The organism is Pseudomonas parakoreensis (assembly GCF_021602155.1).
GTDB classification, from domain to species: Bacteria; Pseudomonadota; Gammaproteobacteria; order Pseudomonadales; family Pseudomonadaceae; genus Aquipseudomonas; species Aquipseudomonas parakoreensis.
This window is the reverse complement of the sequence record NZ_BQHY01000004.1, coordinates 276291-298711: the sequence shown is the minus strand read 5'-3', so window position 1 is coordinate 298711 and position 22421 is coordinate 276291. Positions and strand designations below refer to the sequence as shown.

Genomic DNA, 22421 nt, shown 5'->3' with positions numbered 1-22421 from the left:
CCGGTGGCAAAACGTTGTCGAGGCATGGGCCGCAGGGCGATGGTCACGGAAATGGGCAGGGCACAGCTGACGTCGTCCTGCATTCCCCCTCGACTGGGTAATGAATCAGTCTAGCCGGGCCGGGTCAACCTTGCAGGCTGTGTGAGCCTGCAATTCCGATGAGGGATCTGTGCGGGGGTCAGCGCAGCGGCAGCTTCAGCACGGCACACAGCCCACCGCCCTCGCGATTGCTCAGGGTCAGCGAACCTCCGAGGGCCATGGCCAGTTGCTGAGCGATCGCCAGTCCCAGACCGGTACCGCCGGTATCACGATTACGCGAGTTTTCCACGCGATAGAACGGTTGCAGCACATGCGCCAGTTCGGCATCGGCGATGCCCGGGCCACGATCCATGACGGTGATTGCGAGGCTATCCTTGTGGGCTTCGACCCAGACTTCGGCGGCACCGGCGAATTTCAACGCGTTGTCGGTCAGGTTCACCAGCACCCGCCGCAGTGCCTGGGGGCGGGTATCGATCACCGCCGCGCTCTTGCCGATCAGGCGTACATCCTTGCCCATGTCCTGGTAATCGAACACCAGGCTGTCGAGGAAGGCGTCGAGGTCGGTGCGCCGGCTTTCTTCGGTCGAACCATGGATGCTGCGGGCGTAGGCCACGCCTTCGCGGACCAAGTGCTCCATTTCGCCGAGGTCGCTCCACAGTTTGTCTTTTTCCACTGAGTCGTCCATGAACTCGGCACGCAGCTTCATGCGGGTGATCGGGGTTTGCAGGTCGTGGGAAATCGCTGCCAGGAGTTGCATGCGCTCCTTCAGATACGCGGCGATGCGTGTCTGCATCGCGTTGAAGGCCCGCGCGGCGTGGGCCACTTCGATCGGGCCTTGCTCGTCGAGCATCACGGGATGGGCGTTGGGATCGAGGGTGTCCACGGCGTTGGCGAGGCGGGCGAGGGGGCGGATGGCAATGCGCACCGCCAGCCAGGTGCAGGCGATCAACAGCGCCAGTTGTCCGAGCAAAACCCCCGGCAGCCACGGCGACAAGGGCGGCATGGCTGGACGCACATCAATCGTCACCGGGCTGCCGTCGCTGAGTCTGACGTGGGCCTGAAAGTGTTTTTGCTCCCCGGCAAACCGGGTGAAGCCCAGCGGGTGTGCACCGCCGAGCGCGGCGCTGATCGAGGTCACGGCCACCGGCACCTCGTCGGCCTCGGGGTCGAGCGGCGCACCGGATTCGCCGACACTCAACAGATAGTCGTAGTTGGTGCGGGACAGTTGCTTGAGCCAGGCGGGCCGTTCCTGCGCGGGCAAGCGATCGAGGATGGCGATCGACGTCGAGACGTCGTTTCGCATATTGCCCAGCATGGTGCTTCGGGCACTCTGGAAACGCTCGTAGTACTGCGCGCCAAACGACAGCGCCTGAGCGAGGATCAGCCCGACCAGAAAGATCAGCGACAAGCGTGACGCCAGCGTTCGTGGCCACTGCAGCCTGAAACTCATGCCGAAGCCCCGAAAATTTCCACCGGCAGCGAGAACACATAACCTTCGCTGCGCACGGTCTTGATGTAAGCCGGTTCGCGCGCATCGTCGAGCAGACGCTGGCGCAGGCGGCTGACCAGCAGATCGATGGAACGATCAAACAGATCGGCCTCGCGCCCCTGGGTCAGGTTGAGCAACTGATCGCGGCTGAGCACCCGTTGCGGGTGATCGAGGAACACTCGCAGCAAACGGTATTCGGCGCCGCTGAGCGCGACTAGCGTGCCGTCCTGGTCCAGTAGGTGACGGGCCGAGGTGTCCAGCTGCCATCGGCCGAAGCCCAGCAGCCGACCGCTTTCGGTGACCACCAGGTTTGGCGGCAGCATCCGCGTGCGCCGCAGCACGGCGTTGATCCGCGCCAGCAGTTCGCGGGCAGCGAACGGTTTGGTCAGGTAATCGTCTGCACCCATTTCCAGGCCGATGATGCGGTCGGTTTCATCGTTGCGCGCGGTGAGCATCAGCACCGGCGTGGCCTTGTGTTTGCCCACGCGCAACTCGCGGCACAACTGCAGACCATCGTCGCCGGGCATCATGATGTCGAGCACGATCAGGTCGACGGTGTTGGCTTCGAGAAAACTGCGCATCTGTCGGCCATCGGCGACCACGGTGGTGCGCAGGCCGTTCTTTTTCAGGTAATTGCCAACCAGCTCGCGGATCTCGCGGTCGTCGTCGACGATGAGAATGTGATCGACATGTTCCATCGGTGCAGAACCTCTATCAAAGGGCAATGCCATGCAGTCTATCGAGCCTGCGCCGGCTTGCCTGCCGGGGTTTGTATTGCAGTGTATCTGGCGCCATGACGGATACAGATACACGCAAAAACGCGATTTTTTCAGGGTTTTGTATCGCTGTGTATCTCCGGGTGGCGCAGATACACAACGCGTCATAACGGGCATTTCCAGACACAGACGTGATACCTCAAGCGCCTCAAATAGGCTCCATCGAGGCGCATCCAGCTTGCCTCGGCTCAACCCACCCACGCCTTGAGGTAACCGCCATGACCCGCACATCCGTGATCGCCGCCTGCCTGTTCGCCGCCCTGAACATCTGCACCCTGTCGGCCCGTGCCGAAGCCGATATCACCCCGCACACCTACACCTACGGCACGCACCTGGACGTGCAGAAAGTGCTGTCGATGACCCAGGACACCTCTGTGACCTGCGGCATTGTCGATGCGCGCATGACCTACCTCGATTCGGCAGGCAAAACCCAAGTGCTGGATTACCGTAAATTCGCCGATGGCTGCAACAACCAGAACTGAGTGCTCAGATGCATCGAGAGTCACCGCCCGCGCATATCAATGGCTCACAGGTCGCGCACCATGAGCCATTGCTCGTTGTCCCAGGCGCGAAAGCGCTCCAGCACTGTCCAGCCGCGTTTGGCGTAATAGTCCTGCTTGTTCTGTGTGTGCAGATAGAAGCGTGCGAAGCCGCGCTGTTTCGCCGCCTGGCTGATGCCGTCGATCAACCGTTCTGCCAGCCCCTGGCCGCGAGCTTGCGGGCTGACAAACACGCATGCCAGCCACGGGCCGAGATCCGGACGCAGCGCCAGGTCCGCCCGGGCCAGTGCCGCACCGCCGAGCAGGCGCTCGCCGTCCAGCGCAATCAGGCACGACCAGTCACCATTGTTCTGGCCGGCAGCGAACTCGCGTTGCCATTCGGTCAAGGGTTGCTCGGTATATTCGTAGGCAAACTGGCGGTGGATCCACTCGGCGTAAGTGTCGCTGTGCTGCGGGTGATCGACGAGCCATTCAAGACGCAGGGACATGATGGAATCCATTCACGGAACACGGGAAAGCATAAAAACCGAATGCCCCATGCAATGGCAATCTCGAAGTGTCTCGAGGCCTTTACAAAAAGCCGCCATTCATCGGCCAAGCCAGGGTTTTCCAGGCTCTTCGGACGATTGGCAGGGACGCCATCGACCCTCGGCGCGATAGTGGATGAGCAGGGCCACTGCCGTCCCTGTCACTGATAAAAAGAACGCGAGGTTGCCATGCCGAAATTCGTGATTGAACGCGAGATTCCAGGGGCCGGAAAGCTGTCGCCGCAAGAACTAAAAGCCGTATCGCAAACCTCCTGCCAGGTGTTGCGTGAACTCGGGCCACAGGTGCAGTGGCTGCAGAGTTACGTCACGGCCGACAAAATCTATTGCGTCTACATCGCCCCTGACGAGGAGCAGGTGCGCGAGCACGCCAGGCTGGGCGGCTTCCCGGCCAACAGCGTGGCACGGGTGATGACGGTCATTGACCCGACCACGGCTGAATGAAGTTCTCCAACCTGCTGCGGAGCACGATTGATGAGTACGCCCATTGATCTGACGGGTCTGAAGGAGCGCCAGAAAGTCGCCTGGGCCAGCGGCGATTACGCGGTGATCGGTACCACCTTGCAGATCGTCGGCGAAAACCTCGCCGAGGCTTGCGACCTGCGCTGCGATGAAGAGGTGCTGGATGTCGCCGCCGGTAACGGCAATGCAACCCTGGCGGCAGCGCGGCGTGGCTGCAAGGTGACCTCGACCGACTATGTCGCGGCGCTGCTCGAGCGTGGACAGGATCGGGCGCGGGCCGAGCATCTGGAGGTGATTTTTCAGGTCGCCGATGCCGAAGCGTTGCCGTTCGCCGACGAGAGTTACGACGCGCTGCTGTCGACCTTCGGCGTGATGTTTGCCCCGGATCAGGCCACTGCAGCTGCAGAACTGGCGCGGGTCTGCCGAAGGGGCGGGCGCATCGGTCTGGCGAACTGGACGCCGGAAGGCTTCGTCGGCCAGATGTTCAAGGTGCTTGGTCGCCACGTCCCGCCTCCCGCCGTGGCCCAGCCGCCGTCGAACTGGGGCACCGAAGCGTGGTTGCACAGCCACTTCAATGAGCGCGAATTTCTACTGCAGGTCACCCGCCGCTCGTTCAACTTCCGCTATCGCTCGGCGGCGCATTTCATCGACATCTTCCGTCACTGGTACGGGCCGGTGCACAAGGCTTTCGCGGCATTGCCGCCGGAAAGCGGTCAGGCGCTGGAGAGTGATCTGGCGGACTTGCTCAACCGCTCGAATCGGGCGGGAGCCGGTTCGCTGGTGGTGCCGAGCGAGTATCTGGAGGTGGTGATCACCAAACGCTGAATGGCGGAACAATGCCAATCCCTGTGGGAGCTGGCTTGCCAGCGATGGCGGCCGTCCTGTCAAAACGATGTCGACTGACAGTACGAAATCGCTGGCAAGCCAGCTCCCACAGGTATTCGTGTTTGGCAGGTCTGGCGCTATTTCAGGTGTGCCCCATCAACCCACTCCAGCGCCGTACGCCAGATGCAGATCCCCAGAAAGTACGCCGACATCAGCAGCCACAACCCCATCACCGGCGGATTGATCACCGGGTGATTGAGCACCAGCGACAGGCTGCACAACAGCCAGATTGCCGTTACCGCGATGTTGATCGGCATGAACCGGCGCACACGGAACGGGTGCAGGAACTTCATGCGGGTGACGGTCAGCAGCGCCAGGCCAATGATGGTCAGAAAAGTGATCCACGGTCCCGGGCCAATGATGTACAGGCACAGGGCAACCACGTTCCACGCGGCGGGGAAACCGACGAAATAGTTGTCCTTGCTTTTCATGTTGACGTTGCAGAAGCAGAACAGCGACGACACCAGAATCAGCGACACACTCAGCAGCAGGGTGTAGTCGGGCAGGGGGATGTAGCGGTAGATGAACAGCGCCGGGATAAACACGTAGGTCAGGTAGTCGATCACCAGATCGAGGATCGAACCGTCAAAACTCGGCAGCACCGATTGCACATTGACCTTGCGCGCGAGCGCCCCGTCGAGGCCGTCGACGATCAATGCCACGCCCAGCCACATCAGGCAATGGGTCGGCTGGTTCTCCAGCAGGGCGAGGGTCGCCAGAAAGGCAGTGACCACGCCGGTCGCGGTAAAACCATGGGCGCCCCATGCTTTGAGCCTGGCGATGTGTACGGTCGATATCACGGGGGCGTTCTCCAGAAAAATGAAGCAAGCCGGGTATCACCCTCGAGCAAAGGGCGCCGGCAAACCGGGTCGGGGTTGCAGCTATCGACCGGTTTGGCCGGGATAAGGTTCACCACCGTTGAATCTTAGCTGGCCGCTCGAAAAATACCTCGGCGAAAACCGCCGGTGTCAGCCAGACGGTGCTGGCGCGATGGCTGCGCCGGTCTATTGTTGCCTGACGCGGTGAATGCCAATGCCTGAGGACGAGATCATGAACACCAGCGATTTGCTCGAACAACTGCTGCGAGGCCAGGCCTCGGCGGGACAACCAAGTGGCGCCTCGGCCGGCGCAGGTCTGGGCGGACTGGGCGGCTTGCTCGGTGGCCTGTTGGGCGGCGGCGCGAGTACAGGCGCCAGTGGCGCGCAGTCCGGTGGGCTGGGCGGTTTGGGTGGATTGCTGGGTGGTTTGCTTGGCGGCGGTGGCGGCGGTACACAAAGTCGTTCCGGCGGCACCCATTATGCGGCACTGGCCTCGTTGGGAATGATGGCGTTCCAGGCGTATCAGGCCTGGCAGCGCAGTCAGGCGTCGGCGGCGCCACAACAGATTCCGCCAACCGCAAATCTGCTGGCCGGGCCCGAAGTCGAGGAGCACGGGCATGCTGTGCTGCGGGCGCTGATCGCGGCAGCTAAGGCTGATGGTGAGATCGATGACCGGGAACGGCAGATGATCGATGAAGAGATTGGCAAACACACCGACGATCCACAATTGCAGCAATGGTTTAACGCTGAAGTTGCCAAACCGCTGGATGCGAACGAAGTCGCGCAGGCGGCCAACGACGACCAGGCCATGGCTGCCGAGATGTACCTGGTCAGCGTGATCCTGGTGGACCACCAGCAAGACGCCGAACGCAACTACCTGGATGAACTGGCTGCCGCGCTGCAGATCGATCCGCAATTGCAGGTGCATCTGGAGCAGCAGGCCAAGGGGCAGGGCTGAAGCAAAACTCAAAAGGTCGCAGCCTTCGGCAGCTCCTACAGGGGAAAATCGTTCCAAATGTAGGAGCTGCCGAAGGCTGCGATCTTTTGATCTTCAGAGCCATACTGCGTCCCATAGCGGGTAATCACCCGGGCGCTTTACCAGACCGGCCCGCAATGGATTCATGACAATGTAGCGGGCAGCCGCTTTCAAATCTTCATCGCGACGCAGAGCTCGGTCGTGATAGCCGCGTTGCCACAGGCCTCCCTGACTGCCAGACATCAGGTTTACCGACCGACAGCTACGCGATTTGACGCGGCACATCAGCTGGGCCAAGGAGCCTCGTTTCAGGTCGACCAACCAATGCAGGTGATCCGGCATGACCACCCAAGCCAAAGACACGCCCAATCCTGCCTCATCTGCCGCGCGCATCTGCTCAACCAATAATCTTCCGACTTTCCAGTCGGAAAAAACCGGCCGACGCTCCTTAACCACCGCCGTCAGCAAATAAACCCGCCCAACCTCCGAATAGCGTCCCTTGCGTAAACCGCAGGCTTTTGCAGCTTCAGGCATTCCATTGCCCTCCGTAACCATCGTCCTTCAACACTAGCGCTCCCAAAACAATCTGCGAACCGAAGCCATTACACGATGTAAATGTAGGAGCTGCCGCAGGCTGCGATCTTTTGATTTCTGAAGATCAAAAGATCGCAGCCTTCGGCAGCTCCTACAGTGATCAATCGGTCAAGCGGTCAATCTGTCAAGCGATCCAGTGGTAAAGAGACCAAGTGACCAAGTGAAAGAGAATTGGCGCTGATCGCCGTCCGTCAGGGCAATTTTCATGTCGATTGAATTTTTCTCCGTAGCGGTTGCTCTGCTGATGTAGAGGCGTGAAACAACGCCCTGACCGGCCAACCGAACGAGAACACTGACATGACTGCCCTGACCCCTCTGCAGGCGCCGAGCGCGCAGCAACAGCCCATCACTGCCGACGGCGATTTGCGGCGTATTTATGAGGCGCTGCTGCTCGAGCATTCGCCTGACACCCTCGCGCAGGATTTTCTCGCCGAGCAGTTGCAGCGCGCCGCGCTGCTGCCTGAAGAACTGCCGCAGGATCCGTCGGTGTGGCAGGACTGGGTCGCCGGGCACTGCACCGAAGTTGCCCGGCAGTACGCCGATTACCTGCAACAGCGTCAGGCGGGCGGACCGCGCCAGTACTTCAGCAACAAGGCTCATGCGTTGTACTTTCTGCAAGCCGTGGCACCGACCAAACTGGTGGATGGCGCGTGGCTGTACGGCTTGTTGGCGCAATGGCGCGACCCGCGTTTTGACGGCTTGCTGTGTACCTATCTGGAAGAACTCGGCGACGGCAATCCTGCGCAAAACCATGTGGTGATCTATCGCAAACTGCTCGCTGAACACGGTTTGCAGGATGCCAGCGCCATCGCCGATGAGCGCTACCTGCAAGGTGCATTGCAACTGGCACTCGGTGCCTGCGGTGAAGCTTGTTTGCCGGAGGTGATCGGTTACAACCTCGGTTACGAACAATTGCCGCTGCACCTGCTGATCAGTGCCTATGAGCTCAGCGAGTTGGGCATCGATCCGTACTATTTCACCCTGCATGTGACCATCGATAACGCCAGCACCGGCCATGCACAAAAAGCCGTGCAGGCGGTGCTCGACCTGCTGCCGCTGGAAGCGGATCGCAGCGAGTTTCTGCGCCGGGTAGCGCTTGGCTATCGACTCAACGATCTGGGGCAGGGCAGCCGCGCCATCATCGAGGGTTTCGACCTGGAACAGGAAGTGCTGGCGATGCTCGAGCGCAAGCGTCCGTTTGGTCAGCACATGCATTCCGACTACTGCCGCTTCGACGGCAAAACCGTCAATCAGTGGCTGGCCACGCCCGAGCAACTGCCCGGGTTTCTGCAGGTGATGCAGGACAAGGGCTGGATCAAGCGCAATCAAGATCCGCAGGCCAGCCGTTTCTGGCAGTTGATCGACGGCGACGGTGCGGCGATGTTCGGCGTGTTCAGTCCTTATGAAAAGCAACTGCTGCACGACTGGATCGCCGGCGACTGGACGTCCTCGGAGAGGAATACGACGCCAAGACGCAGCCGTCAGGTCGCCACCCCGGACGCCGCCGTGCCCGAACATGATCCCGATGTGCAGCGTCTGACCTGCGCGCTACAAGGCCAGGACGGACACGCGCAAATGGCCACGCTGATCCCATGGCTGTCACCGGCCCGCCATGCCCACCCGGCGGGGCTGTTGGCAACGCGTCGCTTCATCGAACTCAAATCCAGTCTGCGTTAAGGAATTCTCCATGAATCAGGAAGAACATTTGTCTGCCGACGACCTCACACTGCTGCAGCTCGGCCGACGCTTGCAGGCCGACGGTTATCGTTTCATCACGCCGACGCCTTTGACCCATCAGCGGGTCAACCAGCGGGACGAGGGGCAGGTGGCCGATACCTTGCGTGATGTCTTCGGCTGGTCGCGCCCGTTTGAACCGGGGTTGTTGTCCGCCGAAGAGCAGCGGCAGTTGCAGGAGGCGCAAGTGATTGACGCCTACGACGGCCGCTTGAAAAGCCGGGTGCGCTGGTCGAGTCTGGATGACCTGTTGTTCGTGCATTCGGGCTTTCCTACCGATGCCGCCGATTCGGTGTTTTTCGGTCCGGACACCTACCGTTTCGCGCAGTTGATTCACGCACATCTGCAGCAGAGCTTTGCACCGATCCAGCGTGCGGTGGATATCGGATGCGGGGCGGGCGTCGGCGCGATTCTGATTGCCCGCGCGCGGCGCGAAGCGCAGGTGTTGGCGGTGGACATCAACCCCGCCGCGCTGCGCCTGACCGCGATCAACGCGGCATTGGCCGAGGTTGTTAACGTCGAGGTGCAGGCCAGCGATGTGTTGCAGGGTACCGACGGCGACTTCGACCTGATCGTCGCCAACCCGCCGTACATGGCCGATCCGGCCGGGCGCGCTTACCGAAATGGTGGAGGTTCACTCGGGGCCGGGTTGTCGCTGCGCATCGTCGAACAGGCGCTCAATCGGCTGGCACCCGGCGGCTCGTTACTGCTGTATACCGGCGTGGCCATGGTCGATGGCCGTGATCCGTTTTTCGACACCGTGGTGCCACGCCTGGATTCGGCGCGATTCGGTTGGACCTATCGCGAACTGGATCCCGACGTGTTCGGTGAAGAATTGTTGAACCCCGGTTACCAGCGTGTAGACCGGATCGCCGTGGTCGCGCTGACCGTGACCCGCATTGGCTGACACAAGGCAGGTGCGCCATGACCAGGAACCTCGACGACTACAACCGCATGCGCGATTTTTCGGCGACCTCGGAGCCCGCTGCCATCAAGCGCCGTGGCCGCAGCAAGGCGACTGAGCATGCGCTGCAGTTCTGCATCCAGAAGCACGACGCTTCGCACCTGCATTATGACTTTCGCCTCGAACTCGATGGCGCGCTGAAGAGCTGGGCGGTGCCCAAGGGGCCGTCGCTCGACCCCAAGGTCAAACGCCTGGCGGTGCACGTCGAAGATCACCCGCTGGATTATGCGACGTTCGAGGGCAGCATTCCCGAAGGACATTACGGCGCCGGCGATGTGATCGTCTGGGATCGTGGTGTGTGGATTCCGCAGGAAGACCCGGCCAAGGCTTACGCCAAGGGCAAACTTAAATTCGAACTGCAAGGCGAGAAGCTGTCCGGCCTCTGGAATCTGGTGCGCACCCACATGCCGGGCAAGAAGGAAAACTGGTTTCTGATCAAACATCAGGACAGCGCTGCACGCCCGCAAGACGATTACGATGTGCTCAGTGCCGAGCCGCACAGTGTGCTCAGCGACCGCACCTTGATCAGCAAACCCAAGCTTGCCGCCGAGCAAGCCAAACCGGTGAAGAAGGCCCCGGCCAAACCGCGTAGAACGGCGTCCGGTACGCTCACGGGTGCGCGCAAGGCCAAACTGCCGGCGCAACTCAAGCCGGAACTGGCGACGCTGGTCGACAGCGCCCCCGAAGGACAGTGGAGTTACGAGATCAAGTTCGACGGTTACCGGATTCTGGCGCGCATCGATCATGATCAGGTGCAGCTGTTTACCCGCAATGGCCATGACTGGACGCACAAACTGCCGCAACAGGCGCAGGCTCTGGCCGGGCTGGGCCTGGAATCGGCGTGGCTGGACGGCGAAATGGTAGTCGCCAACGAACACGGTGTGCCGGACTTTCAGGCACTGCAGAATGCATTCGAAGCTGGAAGCAGCGGCAACATCGTCTATTACCTGTTCGACTTGCCCTACCTCAACGGCGTCGACCTGCGCGAAGTGCCGGTCGAGGAGCGCCGCGCCGCGCTGTCCACAGTGCTCGCTGGGCATCAGCAGCCCTTGCTGCGCTTCTCCGAAGCCTTCGACGAAACCCCGGACGCGCTGCTCAACAGCGCCTGCCAGATGCAAATGGAAGGACTGATCGGCAAGCGCCTGGGTTCGCCTTACGTATCGCGGCGCAGCAGCGACTGGATCAAGCTCAAGTGCAAGCATCGTCAGGAATTCGTGGTTGTCGGCTATACCGATCCGAAGGGCGCGCGCAGTGCCTTCGGCGCCTTGCTGCTGGGTTTGCATGACCGCGACAGTGGCGAATTGCGTTACGCCGGCAAGGTCGGCACCGGGTTCAACGACACCACCCTGAAAAGCATCCTTGCCCAACTCAAGCCGTTGCAGGTGAAGAAGGCTGCCGTGGTCAACCCGCCAAGCGGCTTCGACGCCAAGGGTGTGCACTGGCTCAAACCGAATCTGTTGGCGGAAGTGGCATTCGCCGAAATGACCAAGGACGGCTCGGTGCGCCATGCCGTGTTCCATGGTCTGCGCAATGACAAACCGGCCAAGGCAATTACCGAGGAGCGCGCGAAACCCGTGAAGACTTCAGCGAAAGCCACCCCATCGAAAAAGGCTGCACCGGCAAAGAAAAAGGCTGAAGCAGCACCGTCACAACTGGGCCTCGCCAGCGGCAAGGTGCGCATCACCCACCCCGACCGGGTAATCGATGCGGTCAGTGGCACCACCAAGATGCAACTGGCCGAGTATTACGCCAGCGTCGCCGAGTGGATCCTGCCGCAGCTCAAGGATCGTCCAGTGGCACTGGTGCGTGCGCCGGACGGTATCGCCGGCGAACTGTTCTTCCAGAAAAACGCCGAGCGTCTGGCGATTCCCGGCATCACCACGCTGGACAAGGAGGTCACCGGTCAGCCGGTGATGCTGATCAACAACGCCGAAGCCTTGATCGGCGCCGTGCAGATGAGCACGGTCGAGTTGCACACCTGGAACGCCACCACCGTCGATCTGGACAAGCCTGACCGCTTTGTCCTCGATCTTGACCCGGATCCCGCGCTCCCATGGAAAAGCATGGTCGAAGCCACTGCGCTGACTCTGACCGTGCTCGATGAACTGGGGCTCAAGGCGTTTCTCAAGACCAGCGGGGGCAAAGGCATTCACCTGGTGGTGCCATTGACCCGCAAGCACGGCTGGGACGAGGTCAAGGATTTCAGCCATGCGATTGTCAGTCATATGGCGAACTTGTTGCCGGAACGGTTTTCCGCGGTGTCCGGGACGAAAAACCGGGTTGGACGAATCTTCATCGATTACCTGCGCAACGGTTTGGGTGCCACCACTATTTGTGCCTACGCGGCGCGCACCCGCGAGGGGCTGCCGGTGTCGGTGCCGCTGTTTCGCGAAGAGGTGGCGCAGATCAAGGGTGGCAATCAGTGGAACATCAGCAATGTCCATGAGCGCCTGAACGAGGTCGGCGACGCGCCGTGGGCCGACATGAAGAAAACCCGCCAGAGCATCACTGCAGAGATGCGCAAGCGGGTTGGCATGAAAAGATGATCAAGTGTCGCGCAGCAAGTCGTGGGCGTTGAGGAGTTCGAAAGCGATTTCAGGGTGGTTGCTCAGGCCTCGACGAATGGCCGCCGGAATCGCTTTGCGCGTCTTGCGGCACAGACCCGGCAGCGCTTCGATCTGAATCTCGATGCCGAGCATGGTGCGCACTTCATGAAAGCCCGGAGCAACTTCAACTCGCAGGCCCAATTGTTCGTGCATGCGATCTTGCAGATGGCGCAGGTCGGCGAGGTCTTTGAGTTGTTCCAGGCGGGCGAGCAGGATTTTTTCCTGGTCGCGAGTCAGGCGCAGGATACGCAGATCGCTGCCGGGATTTTCCAGCAACGATTCGCGCCCGCAATCGCAGGCGCCGGGCGGGCAGGGTGAGCGCAGAGGCGCAGGCGGCGCAAGAGTCGTCATGGCCTCCATCATAGAGGCCGTCGGACTGTTTTGCCTATGTGCCTTCAGCTGCCATCCATCGGCCGCTGCCTCCGTGACAACTACTGATTCAGGCCTTCGTAATGCACCAGAATCGCGTTGGCAAGGTCTTCATCGCTGGCGTTGAGACCGGGGTTGTCGTGCCGGACCTGTTGAAGCACCGACTCCAGATAGACCCCTCGTATGGCACCGCCGCTGGCCACGAACGCTGACAGGTCATCGCGCGCCGGGATCACCATTTTGTGATCCTTGAAGGTCGAGTAAAGCGACGCGGAAACACCCGCCGAAGTGGCGACATCGCCGGCATCGACACGGGCCAGGGCCGAGCCGACAGGGAGGCACAGCAGGAGAGAAGAAACGAGCACTAACTTGCGCATGACGGTGTTCCTCCACAAGCGCGAAGCAAAAAGGAAGACTACATAATCTCAGAGGTGCGACCTTTGCCGGAGTTCCGTTCAAACACGCGGATACTTGCTGAAACGCTCTGAAGCGGCACATCTGCACAAATAAGCTTAACTGAACTCCTGACAGGTGCATTCGGCGCGCCTCAGGAGGAACCCACCGTGTCGATCAAATTGCGTTTGCTGTTGCTGATAGCAACCAGCCTGCTGACAGCGCTGATCGTGAGTCTGGTCAGCTATGTGGGGAATACGCGGATGTCCGCGGCGGTAGACGACAACGCGGTGAGCATGACTGCGCTGCGCAATCACATGGAAGCCGACATGATGCACGATGCACTGCGGGCTGACGTGTACTCGGCGATGCTGGTGGGCCTGGGCAAAAGTACCGGCACGGCCGCCGAAGTGCGGGATTCGATCAACGAGCACGCGAGCCATTTTCGCGAAGTGCTGGATGAAAACCTCAAACTGCCGGTCAACCCGACAATCAAGACCGCGCTCGAACAGATCAAGCCCAGCCTGGACACCTACATCGAGGCGGCCGAGCGCATTGTCCGCCTGGCACTGGACAATCCGGACAGCGCACAGCGGGAGCTCGGCACGTTCAATGCTGCGTTCAGTCAGCTCGAAGCGCAGATGGCCGCGCTCAGTGAGCTGATTGAAAGCAATACCCGGGACACCAGCAAAGCCACCGACAGCGCCATTCGAAATGCCAACATCGCCCTCGGCGTGGTGCTGCTCGCCAGCCTGTTGCTATTGCTGGCGCAAGGGCGTTGGGTGACCCGCAGCATCATGGGGCCGCTGAAGTCCGCCAACCACATCGCCCAAAGCATTGCGCATGGCAACCTCAGCGAGCCGATCAGCGAACCGGCTGGCAAGGATGAAGCCAGCACGCTGATCCGCAGCCTGGCGACCATGCAGCGCGATCTGCGCGACATGATCGACGTGGTGCGCCGCAACGCGCATGGCGTCAGTGGCATGAGCGAGCAGTTGAGCCACGGCTGCCATCAGGTCGCCGACAGCAGTCAGCAGCAAAGCACCGCCGCCGGCACCATGGCCGCTGCCGCGAGCCAGATGACCGCCAGCATCGAGGAAATCACCCGCCATGCCGAACGCGCACTGGGCATGGCCAATCAGGCCGAGTCGCTGGCCAAGAGCGGCGGACAGGTGATCCATCAGGTGGTCAGCGACATGGACGACATCGCCCGCTCGGCGCAGCAGTCGGCACAGGTGATCCGCACGCTGGATCAGGAATCCGAAGGCATCTTCAACATCATTCAGGTGATCAAGAGCATCGCCGACCAGACCAACCTGCTGGCACTCAACGCCGCCATCGAAGCGGCGCGGGCCGGCGAGCAGGGCCGGGGCTTCGCCGTGGTCGCCGACGAAGTGCGCAGTCTGGCCGCGCGGACCAGCGCCTCAACCCAGGAAATCGCGGCGATGGTCGCGCGCATCCAGAACAGTACCCGCGAAGCGGTCAGCAGCATGGAGGCCGGCGTGGCTCAGGTGGACAAAGGCATGGCGGTCACGGCTGAAGTCGAGCGGGCGATCCGCGAGATCCTCGACGCCACCCTCAGCACCACGCAACTGGTCAATGACATCACCCGCACCATCGGCGAGCAAAGCCAGGCCAGCAACGAAATTGCCCATCAGGTGGAAATGATCGCCGGGATGTCCGAAGGCAACAGCAAAGTGATCGGGCAGACGGCCAACACCACGGACGAGCTGTCGAGTCTGGCGGGGCGGCTGGCGCAGTCGGTGGATCGGTTTCGGTTGTGAGGGGAATGAACGTTAAATTAATGAGGAGCCTTGACACTACTCAAGGAATTTTTACGAGCGTCTGGACATAAAGTCTGAACTGATACTCGTCGTAAAAACGTTTCTTCATGTTGAATTCTGGCTTGAAGAAAGGATGCTTGTTTCTATTGCAGATATAGGCCTTTTTCGGGTTGTATTCCTTCAGGAATTCGACGCCGTGGCTTTCGGACATGAGCTTTATAGTAGATTCCAATTGTTCGGCTGCAACGCTCTGCCAGCCTGCCTTGTCCCGCTCTTTCAACTCGATCAGGTACAACTCTGAACCGACTGTCAGCATACAGTCGCATCGTGGCCTGCCTCTCGCGTCACCATCCTTGATTACACACTTGTCAATTGCAGTGAAAATGACATCCCTCTCTTTGGGGTTGCTGACGGTGGCGAGCCATTTGTTTTTTTCAGCGGTATCCACATAGGCAACGGGTGAGGATTGATCGTCACAAAGGCCAAACTCTAGATCGTCGAAAGGGCCTTTCTGGCAGGCGGTATCGAGAAAATTCACGCCTCCAGCTCCTCCTCGATATCCAGGAGACGATCAAACATGTCATTCCCTTCGCGAAGCGACTCGTTGAGATAATTGCTATCAGAAGGAATACCTTCAGCCATCGGCAGTTTTGCAATGCTTCCCGTCTTTTCATCGGCTTGGTAGATCGCCAAATCATCGGCGTCCAGCAAGGCTTTCAAGGGGATCACGTTGGCTAGCTTGAGTCCAAGATCGTCATGACGACTTTTCTTGAGAATTTTGTCGTGGAGCTGTTTTCCTTGTACTGCAATCGTCAAGTAATTCACCACATATGGGCTATGCGTTGTCAATACTAGGCGGTTTTTGTTTTCTTGATTATTGAACTGCAGAAGGCTCTGTAAAACACCCCATTGCGATAGAGGAAAAAGGTTTTGCTCTGGTTCTTCGACAATATTGATAAAAGCCGTTTTGTTGAACCGTGTCGACAAGGTCGAAATAAATGCACGCCGTTGCTCTATGGTCAGAGATTCAGAGAAGTACTTTTCTGCTTCTTTCCTGAAACGTTCCAGCTCCTTGGTGCTCATCGACTCTTGGCGGTTCTCTATGGGTTCTTTCACCCTGTTGACCAAATATTGGCTCACAAGGTGGAGGGGAACAGCAGACTGGAAACCACTTGAGGCGTCAGCCAACTCCAGCTGGTACCCAGGCTCTCGAATGCTTAGTGTGTTCGTAAGCGGGTCGTATTCGAGATCAGCATTATTGATAGGGAGTGCAAGAGATCCCTTCATGTTTTCTTTGGCGTAGTTGAATTCGGTAAGAAACTCTTTGAGCGACTCAGAAGAAAGTCGCAGTTCCTCCGTATGCCTGACGTAGGAAATGAAATTACGCTCGGCAGGCACGTACATGATCTGAGGCAGGTGATATTCCTCTGCCTTGGATGGACTGATATGCATACGGCCATGAACATATTTGATCGTGAAGGCATCGCCTTCATAGTCGATTTCTGTTTCGTTTTTCTGACCAGACGAAACGTAGTTTTCGAGCCGATGATAGGTTAGAAACGGTTTGGTGAGTCGATCCTTTTCCTCAAACCATTTTTTATCGTAATCCCCTCGAACCAGCGCTTTTTCAATCCACGAGAAAGTCGAAAAGAGCTTGGCTAACGTGCTTTTCCCTGAGCCCTGATTACCCACGAACACGGTCACGCGCTTGAACTCTATCCAACCATCGTTTTTTACACCATCACGGATAGGGCCAAAGTGCTTGACGCGTAAGCGAGGCATTGATTACTCCAAGAAGATTGAGCTCATACGGTAATGCGGTGAAGCATATCAGGGAGAGGGGGAAAGGGGAGACGCAAATGAAACTGGATGTGGAGCAAATGACGTCTGATTCATGGCCAGTGAATAGCTCTGCCTTCTTCTAATGGCAGAGCTGTTCGAATCAATCAGAACTTGTACGCCTGACGCCCCACCAGCAACCACCTCCCAGCCTGCTTCTGCCAGATCTGGAAGTTCTCGATTTCGGTCGGCACGATCTCGGTGCCTTTGATGGCCTGCGCCGAAAAGTGATGACGCACCAGTGCCGTGTCACCGGAAAGGGTGATGGTCTGGTTCTGCATTTCGAGTGTCTTGAATGCACTTTTGCCGGTTTCGATGTCGGCGATGAACGCTTTCTTGTCCTGGATCTTGCCGCTGGAGTGGCCGTAGGTCAGGTTGTCTGCCGTCAGGGCGCTCAACTCAGGGATATTTTTGTGCAGCATCGCCTGGGTAAGATGATCGACTGCCTGGGCTACGTCTTGTTCTGCCGGAGCAGGGGCAGCCATGGCATAACTGTTGAGTGCACAGAGAAATCCGATCAGGAGTCGGGTTTTGGTCATGGGACTGTTTCCTTGTTGTTATGGGTTTAACTGATCGCGTTAATTACGCTCGTCAGTCATCGTACAACTTAGCAGGTTTCAGATTGATCGAACAATGGTCATAGACGGTCAGCCGCTGGTTGCGCGGTCATGGAAAGGATTGCAGGCCTCAGTCACAGCTCCATGGGATCATGTTCAGCCCAAACCGGCCGATAACGCCCAGAGCGGAAAAAGACTCTCAAATCGGGAACAGACGCGCGGGTTTGCCCTGACGTGATATTCTTCGCGCCAACTTGGTTTGACCTAATTCGGTTGGCCTGCCTTTTTGGCAGGCTGACGGACTCCCTGTCGCTCAAGTAGCTGAAGCCAATAATGATAAAAAGTCAGTTCAGAAGGGACATTAACTGAGGTCGATGCGGTACGTCGGCCTTGTGTGCCCACCCGTCAACATTGCAGTGTGAAGGTGCCCGCGACCCTGGCCTGAGTGTCGCGACAAAAGGCCCTCATACCCACAACAGCGGCGGGCGGAAGGCGTTTTATCATAGGTGCAACAGATGTTTAAGAAAGTGAACACAGCCTTGCTCGGGCTGGCTTTGGCGATGGGGATGTCGTCCGCCAATGCTGCAGAAGCAAAGAAAGTCGACGTTCTGTTGATCGGCGGCGGCATCATGAGCATCACCCTGGGTGTGTGGATCAATGAGCTGGAGCCAAGCTGGTCGATGGAAATGGTCGAGCGCCTCGATGGCGTCGCCCTGGAAAGCTCCAACGGCTGGAACAACGCCGGTACTGGTCATTCGGCGCTCGCCGAGCTGAACTACACCCCGGAAGACGACAAAGGCAACGTGACGATCCCGAAAGCCGTCGAGATCAACGAAGCGTTCCAGGTCTCCCGTCAGTTCTGGGCCTGGCAGGTTCAGCAAGGCGTTCTGAAGAACCCTCGCTCGTTCATCAACACCACGCCGCACATGAGCTTCGTGTGGGGTGACGACAACATCAAGTTCCTGAAAAAGCGCTACGAAGCCCTGCAGGCGAGCCCGCTGTTCGCCGGCATGCAGTACTCCGAAGACCCGGCTGTGATCAAGAAGTGGGTCCCGCTGATGATGGAAGGGCGTGACCCGAACCAGAAAATCGCGGCCACCTGGAGCCCGCTGGGTACCGACATGAACTTCGGCGAAATCACCCGCCAGTTCGCCGGTTACCTGCAGACCAAGCCTAACTTCGACCTGAAGCTGTCGAGTGAAGTCGAAGACATCACCAAGAACGCCGATGGCACCTGGCGCGTCAGCTACAAAAACCTGAAAGACGGCACCAAAACCGAAACCGATGCCAAGTTCGTGTTCATCGGCGCTGGTGGCGGCGCTCTGCACCTGCTGCAGAAGTCGGGCATTCCTGAAGCCAAGGAATATGCTGGCTTCCCGGTAGGCGGCTCGTTCCTGGTGACCGATAACCCGGCCATCGCCGAGCAGCACCTGGCCAAGGCCTACGGCAAAGCTTCGGTTGGCGCACCGCCGATGTCGGTTCCGCACCTGGACACCCGTGTTCTGGACGGCAAGCGCGTCATCCTGTTTGGCCCATTCGCGACCTTCAGCACCAAGTTCCTCAAAGAAGGCTCGTACCTGGACCTGCTGACCAGCACCACCACCCACAACATCTGGCCAATGACCAAGGTCGGCATCAAGGAATACCCGCTGGTCGAGTACCTGGCCGGGCAACTGATGCTGTCGGATGAAGACCGTCTGAACGCGCTGAAGGAATACTTCCCGAACGCCAAAGCCGAAGACTGGCGCCTGTGGCAAGCCGGCCAACGCGTGCAGATCATCAAGCGTGATGAAGCCGCTGGCGGCGTGCTGAAACTGGGCACCGAAATCGTTGCTGCACAAGATGGCTCCATCGCCGGTCTGCTGGGCGCATCGCCAGGCGCGTCGACTGCTGCACCGATCATGCTGAGCGTGCTGCAGAAAGTCTTCAAGGACAAAGTCGCTACCCCTGAGTGGCAAGCCAAGCTGCACCAGATCGTTCCAAGCTACGGCACCCAGCTGAACAACGATCCGGCCAAAGTGGCACAAGAGTGGGCGTACACCGCCAAGATCCTCGAACTGCCAACGCCTCCGGTGATCGGTCAGGCTGCTCCGGCTGCACCAGCAGCTGAGAAAGCTGAGGCACCGAAGGAAAATGCTGCACGTGACATGGCGCTGTAACCACACGCCAGATGCACAAAAGCCCACTGCACCGGTAACGGTCAGTGGGCTTTTTTTTGCCAAAAAACCGCTGTAGGAGTTGCCGCAGGCTGCGGCAGCGCCTACACAGGTTTTGCGTTTGCCAGGTAGGCGCCCAACCGCCGTCCCATTTCCTCGCCGAGGGCCTGCAACCCACTCAACGGTAGCACCATCACCTCGAACTCGATAATTTTCCCGCGCTCATCGAAGCGAATCATGTCGATCCCCTTCAACTCTTTCGTCCCCACCTTGGCACTGAACTCCAGCACCACATTCAAACCATCGGCAGTCGCCAGTTCACGCTGGTATTTGAAATCTTCAAACACGTTGAACACGGTGTTGAGGATCATCGTCACCACAGGTGCGCCGGGGTAGGGCGAGTGGGCCATGGGCGAGCGGAACAGCGCATTCGGATCAAGCAGCTCGGGCAAGGCCTTGAGGTTGCCGGTGCGGATCATCTCGTGCCAGCGCTTCAAGGATTCGGCGGCGTTGGGGTGCAGGTTCAGTTCGGACATTGACCACTCCTGGAATTGTTGTTGTTTTTCGCGCGACGGCAATCACTCTAGTTCAAAGCGGTGTGCCCCCGAATCTTTGTGTGCCGGTCTGAATATCACGCCATGTCCGGAACAGATCAGTTTGGTATCTGATCCGTATTTTTCTGTTGGATCTGCCTCTGTAACCGGCTCAGTCAGGCGCTCAGAATAGCCCGGCAATCCGGTCACCCGCGGCTGCCCTTCATCCCGAAGCGCCCGGTGCACCGCAAGCTCAACATTAAGGAGAGCAGCATGAACAAGATGGCGATTTTCCTCGGTGGGTTTCTGACATTGACCATTCTGATCGGAATGCTTGCGACAATTTCTCCGGTCTGACCCCGGCAGTACTCCACCAGACTCCAGCGCCCTTTCTTATCGAAGGGCGCGACTGTTTCTACTGCGTTGTCATTTCTCGCATCACACTGTACTGGTGCCCGTCCGCTAACTGGACTAAACCGGGATATCCAGTCCCGGAAACTTTCACTGTGCCTGATCTGTCATGGACTCGTTGATCAATGCTGCCGGCCGTGCGCTCGCGGTGGGTGATCCGCTGGCCGCGTTGAAGCTCGTCGCCTTGCGTGAAGACCCGCCTGCGTTGGCGCTACGGGGCATCGCCATGGCGCAGCTCGGTGATGTGTCCCGAGCCAAGGTGCTGCTGCAGCGGGCGGTCAAGGCGTTCGGCGCCAACGAGCCGTTGTCCCGAGCGCGCTGCGTCGTGGCCGAGGCCGAAGTGGCGCTGGCGACGCGGGATCTGGGCTGGCCGGTGAAAGCGCTGGAGGCGGCGCGGCAGCTCTTGCTCGATCACGGCGATCAACTGAACGCTGCGCATGCCCGCTATTTGCAAATCCGCCGGCTGTTGCTGATCGGCCAGCTCGATGAGGCGCAGGCGTTGCTCGCCGCACTTGATCCCACCGCGTTGCCCCCGCCGTTGCGGGCCGCTCATGGATTGATGACGGCCGGTATTGCGCTGCGTCAGGTGCAGGCGCACAACGCGCGGGCGGCGCTCGAGCTTGCACAACGGGCGGCGCAGCAAGCGGCTATTCCCGCGCTGACCGCAGAGACCGAACAGGCCTTGCAAATGCTCGATGCACCTGCGGCGCAACTGATTGTGTCTGGCCGGTCTCAGACCGTGACGCTCGCGCAGGTTGAAGCGTTGTTCGCCTCGCCGGCGCTGGTGGTCGATGCGTGTCGCTACAGCGTGCGCGGCGCGGGGATGACCGTGGCCCTGGCGACGCGGCCGGTGCTGTTCAGTCTGCTGCGAATGCTGGCTCAGGCGTGGCCGGAAGATGTGTCGAGAGAGGCGCTGATCGCTCAGGCGTTTCGCTTGAAACTAAGCGACGAATCCCATCGCGCACGCCTGCGGGTGGAGATCGGTCGTTTGCGTTCGGCGTTGCAGCCCCTGGCGCGGATCATCGCGACGGCTCGCGGTTTTGCCTTGGTCGCCGACGATGTGGCGTTGCTCACTTTGCCGGTCGAGGACAAGTACGCGACGCTGCTGGCCTTGCTCGCCGATGGCGAAGCCTGGTCGAGTTCGGCGCTGGCGTTGGCGTTGGGCTGCAGTCAGCGGCAAGTGCAGCGCTCACTGGAAGCACTGGCGCAGGCGGATAAAGTGCAAGGGTTCGGTGTGGGTCGTGCGCGGCGCTGGACCACGCCGCCGGTGCCGGGTTTCGCGACGATCTTGTTACTCCCGGTGTCGTTGGGCAATGGCTAGGCTGGACACTCCTACCAACGAGGAAGGCAGCATGAAACAGGCAAACGCAGAAATCCTTCGTGAGTACGGCCCGTTCGACGGCGTCGAACGTGTCCACGGCGTGACCTTCGACGGCCAGCACGTGTGGTTCGCCAGTGACGGCCAGCTCAATGCGCTGGACCCGGCCAGCGGCGAAACCGTGCGCACGCTCAAGGTCGGTGCCGACGCTGGCACCGCGTTCGACGGCCAGTACCTGTTCCAGATCGCCGACAGCCGTATCCAGAAAATCGACCCGACCACCGGCCGTGTGCTGAACACCGTACCGGCGCCGGGCGGCGGCAACGATTCGGGGATGGCCTGGGCCGAAGGCTCGCTGTGGATCGGCCAGTATCGCGAGCGCAAGATCTATCAGGTCGATCCGGAGACTGGCGCGGTCTTGCGCACGCTGGTTTCAGACCGCTTTGTCACCGGGGTCACCTGGGTCGACGGCGCGTTATGGCATGGCACCTGGGAGGGCGATGAAAGTGAACTGCGCCGGGTTGATCCGCAAGATGGCGAGGTCCTGGAGCGTTTGAAGATGCCTGCGGGGACAGGCGTTTCCGGGCTGGAAGCGGATGACGGCGAGCGCTTTTACTGCGGTGGCGGGGGGAGTGGGCGGCTGCGGGCGGTGCGGCGGCCCAAGTGATGGAGG

Annotated in this window: 22 protein-coding genes and 1 pseudogene; 12 read left to right on the top strand and 11 right to left on the bottom strand. The window is 59.8% G+C overall.

Annotated features, from left to right (window positions below):
* Positions 1 to 178 precede the first annotated feature (178 nt).
* Complete coding sequence (locus L6D63_RS08200) at positions 179 to 1489, bottom strand: sensor histidine kinase (protein WP_095668874.1); 1311 nt, start codon at positions 1487 to 1489, stop codon at positions 179 to 181.
* Positions 1486 to 2226, bottom strand: coding sequence for a response regulator (locus L6D63_RS08195; protein ID WP_047293435.1), 741 nt, complete (start codon positions 2224 to 2226; stop codon positions 1486 to 1488). The genes L6D63_RS08200 and L6D63_RS08195 overlap by 4 nt, the downstream gene beginning before the upstream one ends.
* Before the next feature lie 296 nt (positions 2227 to 2522).
* Here L6D63_RS08195 and L6D63_RS08190 point away from each other — a divergent pair, with 296 nt between their 5' ends.
* Positions 2523 to 2786, top strand: coding sequence for a DUF2790 domain-containing protein (locus L6D63_RS08190; RefSeq protein WP_047293437.1), 264 nt, complete (start codon positions 2523 to 2525; stop codon positions 2784 to 2786).
* Between the two features lie 44 nt (positions 2787 to 2830).
* Here the strand turns inward: L6D63_RS08190 and L6D63_RS08185 are convergent, their stop codons facing one another.
* Positions 2831 to 3292: a GNAT family N-acetyltransferase gene (locus tag L6D63_RS08185; protein WP_047293439.1), complete on the bottom strand. Its 462-nt coding sequence runs from the start codon at positions 3290 to 3292 to the stop codon at positions 2831 to 2833.
* A 228-nt stretch (positions 3293 to 3520) separates the two neighbouring features.
* Here L6D63_RS08185 and L6D63_RS08180 point away from each other — a divergent pair, with 228 nt between their 5' ends.
* Both L6D63_RS08180 and L6D63_RS08175 read left to right on the top strand, forming a co-directional pair.
* Entirely contained in the window at positions 3521 to 3793 is a 273-nt protein-coding gene (locus tag L6D63_RS08180; protein ID WP_047293441.1) for a DUF4242 domain-containing protein, read from the top strand.
* A 30-nt stretch (positions 3794 to 3823) separates the two neighbouring features.
* Positions 3824 to 4636 (top strand): class I SAM-dependent methyltransferase, encoded by an 813-nt coding sequence (locus L6D63_RS08175; protein ID WP_131671262.1) that lies wholly within the window; start codon positions 3824 to 3826, stop codon positions 4634 to 4636.
* A gap of 137 nt (positions 4637 to 4773) precedes the next feature.
* Here L6D63_RS08175 and pcsA read toward each other — a convergent pair whose 3' ends face one another.
* Positions 4774 to 5496 (bottom strand): phosphatidylcholine synthase, encoded by a 723-nt coding sequence (gene pcsA / locus L6D63_RS08170; protein ID WP_047293445.1) that lies wholly within the window; start codon positions 5494 to 5496, stop codon positions 4774 to 4776.
* A gap of 250 nt (positions 5497 to 5746) precedes the next feature.
* On the opposite strand from pcsA, the gene L6D63_RS08165 reads away from it, so the two are divergent.
* Complete coding sequence (locus tag L6D63_RS08165; RefSeq protein WP_131671263.1) at positions 5747 to 6472, top strand: tellurite resistance TerB family protein; 726 nt, start codon at positions 5747 to 5749, stop codon at positions 6470 to 6472.
* 93 nt (positions 6473 to 6565) lie between these two features.
* Here the strand turns inward: L6D63_RS08165 and L6D63_RS08160 are convergent, their stop codons facing one another.
* A complete protein-coding gene (locus L6D63_RS08160; protein WP_095668879.1) occupies positions 6566 to 7024 on the bottom strand; it encodes an REP-associated tyrosine transposase in 459 nt (152 codons plus the stop codon).
* A gap of 357 nt (positions 7025 to 7381) precedes the next feature.
* Here L6D63_RS08160 and L6D63_RS08155 point away from each other — a divergent pair, with 357 nt between their 5' ends.
* From L6D63_RS08155 to ligD, 3 genes are read left to right on the top strand one after another with little or no spacing between them, the layout of a single operon-like run.
* Positions 7382 to 8761: an iron-containing redox enzyme family protein gene (locus L6D63_RS08155; protein ID WP_131671264.1), complete on the top strand. Its 1380-nt coding sequence runs from the start codon at positions 7382 to 7384 to the stop codon at positions 8759 to 8761.
* A gap of 10 nt (positions 8762 to 8771) precedes the next feature.
* Positions 8772 to 9725, top strand: a complete 954-nt coding sequence (locus L6D63_RS08150; protein WP_095668881.1) for a methyltransferase — start codon at positions 8772 to 8774, stop codon at positions 9723 to 9725.
* A gap of 17 nt (positions 9726 to 9742) precedes the next feature.
* Entirely contained in the window at positions 9743 to 12328 is a 2586-nt protein-coding gene (gene ligD / locus L6D63_RS08145; RefSeq protein ID WP_131671265.1) for a DNA ligase D, read from the top strand.
* On the opposite strand, the gene L6D63_RS08140 is transcribed toward ligD, so the two are convergent.
* Positions 12329 to 12751: a hypothetical protein gene (locus tag L6D63_RS08140; RefSeq protein WP_131671266.1), complete on the bottom strand. Its 423-nt coding sequence runs from the start codon at positions 12749 to 12751 to the stop codon at positions 12329 to 12331.
* 68 nt (positions 12752 to 12819) lie between these two features.
* Positions 12820 to 13134, bottom strand: a complete 315-nt coding sequence (locus L6D63_RS08135; RefSeq protein WP_025111286.1) for a DUF2388 domain-containing protein — start codon at positions 13132 to 13134, stop codon at positions 12820 to 12822.
* A 186-nt stretch (positions 13135 to 13320) separates the two neighbouring features.
* Here L6D63_RS08135 and L6D63_RS28765 point away from each other — a divergent pair.
* Together L6D63_RS28765 and L6D63_RS28760 are read left to right on the top strand one after the other, a co-directional pair.
* A pseudogene (locus L6D63_RS28765) lies at positions 13321 to 14079 on the top strand (MCP four helix bundle domain-containing protein); the annotation flags it as partial.
* A complete protein-coding gene (locus tag L6D63_RS28760) occupies positions 14071 to 14934 on the top strand; it encodes a methyl-accepting chemotaxis protein (protein WP_373557812.1) in 864 nt (287 codons plus the stop codon). The pseudogene L6D63_RS28765 and the gene L6D63_RS28760, both read left to right, overlap by 9 nt.
* A 40-nt stretch (positions 14935 to 14974) precedes the next feature.
* On the opposite strand, the gene L6D63_RS08125 is transcribed toward L6D63_RS28760, so the two are convergent.
* The 3 genes from L6D63_RS08125 to L6D63_RS08115 form a co-directional block, all read right to left on the bottom strand.
* Positions 14975 to 15472 carry a hypothetical protein gene (locus L6D63_RS08125; protein ID WP_095668884.1) on the bottom strand — a complete coding sequence of 166 codons (498 nt, stop codon included), beginning with the start codon at positions 15470 to 15472 and terminating at the stop codon, positions 14975 to 14977.
* Entirely contained in the window at positions 15469 to 16716 is a 1248-nt protein-coding gene (locus L6D63_RS08120) for an ATP-binding protein (RefSeq protein ID WP_095668885.1), read from the bottom strand. The genes L6D63_RS08125 and L6D63_RS08120 overlap by 4 nt, the downstream gene beginning before the upstream one ends.
* Before the next feature lie 164 nt (positions 16717 to 16880).
* Complete coding sequence (locus tag L6D63_RS08115) at positions 16881 to 17312, bottom strand: nuclear transport factor 2 family protein (protein ID WP_047293464.1); 432 nt, start codon at positions 17310 to 17312, stop codon at positions 16881 to 16883.
* A 533-nt stretch (positions 17313 to 17845) separates the two neighbouring features.
* Here L6D63_RS08115 and mqo point away from each other — a divergent pair.
* Positions 17846 to 19489, top strand: coding sequence for a malate dehydrogenase (quinone) (gene mqo, locus L6D63_RS08110; RefSeq protein WP_131671268.1), 1644 nt, complete (start codon positions 17846 to 17848; stop codon positions 19487 to 19489).
* Between the two features lie 101 nt (positions 19490 to 19590).
* Here the strand turns inward: mqo and L6D63_RS08105 are convergent, their stop codons facing one another.
* Complete coding sequence (locus L6D63_RS08105) at positions 19591 to 20022, bottom strand: nuclear transport factor 2 family protein (RefSeq protein WP_131671269.1); 432 nt, start codon at positions 20020 to 20022, stop codon at positions 19591 to 19593.
* 517 nt (positions 20023 to 20539) lie between these two features.
* On the opposite strand from L6D63_RS08105, the gene L6D63_RS08100 reads away from it, so the two are divergent.
* Entirely contained in the window at positions 20540 to 21751 is a 1212-nt protein-coding gene (locus tag L6D63_RS08100) for a helix-turn-helix domain-containing protein (protein WP_131671270.1), read from the top strand.
* A 31-nt stretch (positions 21752 to 21782) separates the two neighbouring features.
* Positions 21783 to 22415: a Vgb family protein gene (locus L6D63_RS08095; protein WP_131671271.1), complete on the top strand. Its 633-nt coding sequence runs from the start codon at positions 21783 to 21785 to the stop codon at positions 22413 to 22415.
* The last annotated feature ends 6 nt before the right edge of the window (positions 22416 to 22421 follow it).

What these genes read in the sequence shown, in the direction of transcription:
- L6D63_RS08200 (WP_095668874.1), bottom strand. Translation starts at nt 1,489, where the DNA reads ATGAGTTTCAGGCTGCAGTGGCCACGAACGCTGGCGTCACGCTTGTCG.
- L6D63_RS08195 (WP_047293435.1), bottom strand. Translation starts at nt 2,226, where the DNA reads ATGGAACATGTCGATCACATTCTCATCGTCGACGACGACCGCGAGATC.
- L6D63_RS08190 (WP_047293437.1), top strand. Translation starts at nt 2,523, where the DNA reads ATGACCCGCACATCCGTGATCGCCGCCTGCCTGTTCGCCGCCCTGAAC.
- L6D63_RS08185 (WP_047293439.1), bottom strand. Translation starts at nt 3,292, where the DNA reads ATGTCCCTGCGTCTTGAATGGCTCGTCGATCACCCGCAGCACAGCGAC.
- L6D63_RS08180 (WP_047293441.1), top strand. Translation starts at nt 3,521, where the DNA reads ATGCCGAAATTCGTGATTGAACGCGAGATTCCAGGGGCCGGAAAGCTG.
- L6D63_RS08175 (WP_131671262.1), top strand. Translation starts at nt 3,824, where the DNA reads ATGAGTACGCCCATTGATCTGACGGGTCTGAAGGAGCGCCAGAAAGTC.
- L6D63_RS08165 (WP_131671263.1), top strand. Translation starts at nt 5,747, where the DNA reads ATGAACACCAGCGATTTGCTCGAACAACTGCTGCGAGGCCAGGCCTCG.
- L6D63_RS08160 (WP_095668879.1), bottom strand. Translation starts at nt 7,024, where the DNA reads ATGCCTGAAGCTGCAAAAGCCTGCGGTTTACGCAAGGGACGCTATTCG.
- L6D63_RS08155 (WP_131671264.1), top strand. Translation starts at nt 7,382, where the DNA reads ATGACTGCCCTGACCCCTCTGCAGGCGCCGAGCGCGCAGCAACAGCCC.
- L6D63_RS08150 (WP_095668881.1), top strand. Translation starts at nt 8,772, where the DNA reads ATGAATCAGGAAGAACATTTGTCTGCCGACGACCTCACACTGCTGCAG.
- ligD (WP_131671265.1), top strand. Translation starts at nt 9,743, where the DNA reads ATGACCAGGAACCTCGACGACTACAACCGCATGCGCGATTTTTCGGCG.
- L6D63_RS08140 (WP_131671266.1), bottom strand. Translation starts at nt 12,751, where the DNA reads ATGATGGAGGCCATGACGACTCTTGCGCCGCCTGCGCCTCTGCGCTCA.
- L6D63_RS08135 (WP_025111286.1), bottom strand. Translation starts at nt 13,134, where the DNA reads ATGCGCAAGTTAGTGCTCGTTTCTTCTCTCCTGCTGTGCCTCCCTGTC.
- L6D63_RS28760 (WP_373557812.1), top strand. Translation starts at nt 14,071, where the DNA reads ATGCAGCGCGATCTGCGCGACATGATCGACGTGGTGCGCCGCAACGCG.
- L6D63_RS08120 (WP_095668885.1), bottom strand. Translation starts at nt 16,716, where the DNA reads ATGCCTCGCTTACGCGTCAAGCACTTTGGCCCTATCCGTGATGGTGTA.
- L6D63_RS08115 (WP_047293464.1), bottom strand. Translation starts at nt 17,312, where the DNA reads ATGACCAAAACCCGACTCCTGATCGGATTTCTCTGTGCACTCAACAGT.
- mqo (WP_131671268.1), top strand. Translation starts at nt 17,846, where the DNA reads ATGTTTAAGAAAGTGAACACAGCCTTGCTCGGGCTGGCTTTGGCGATG.
- L6D63_RS08105 (WP_131671269.1), bottom strand. Translation starts at nt 20,022, where the DNA reads ATGTCCGAACTGAACCTGCACCCCAACGCCGCCGAATCCTTGAAGCGC.
- L6D63_RS08100 (WP_131671270.1), top strand. Translation starts at nt 20,540, where the DNA reads ATGGACTCGTTGATCAATGCTGCCGGCCGTGCGCTCGCGGTGGGTGAT.
- L6D63_RS08095 (WP_131671271.1), top strand. Translation starts at nt 21,783, where the DNA reads ATGAAACAGGCAAACGCAGAAATCCTTCGTGAGTACGGCCCGTTCGAC.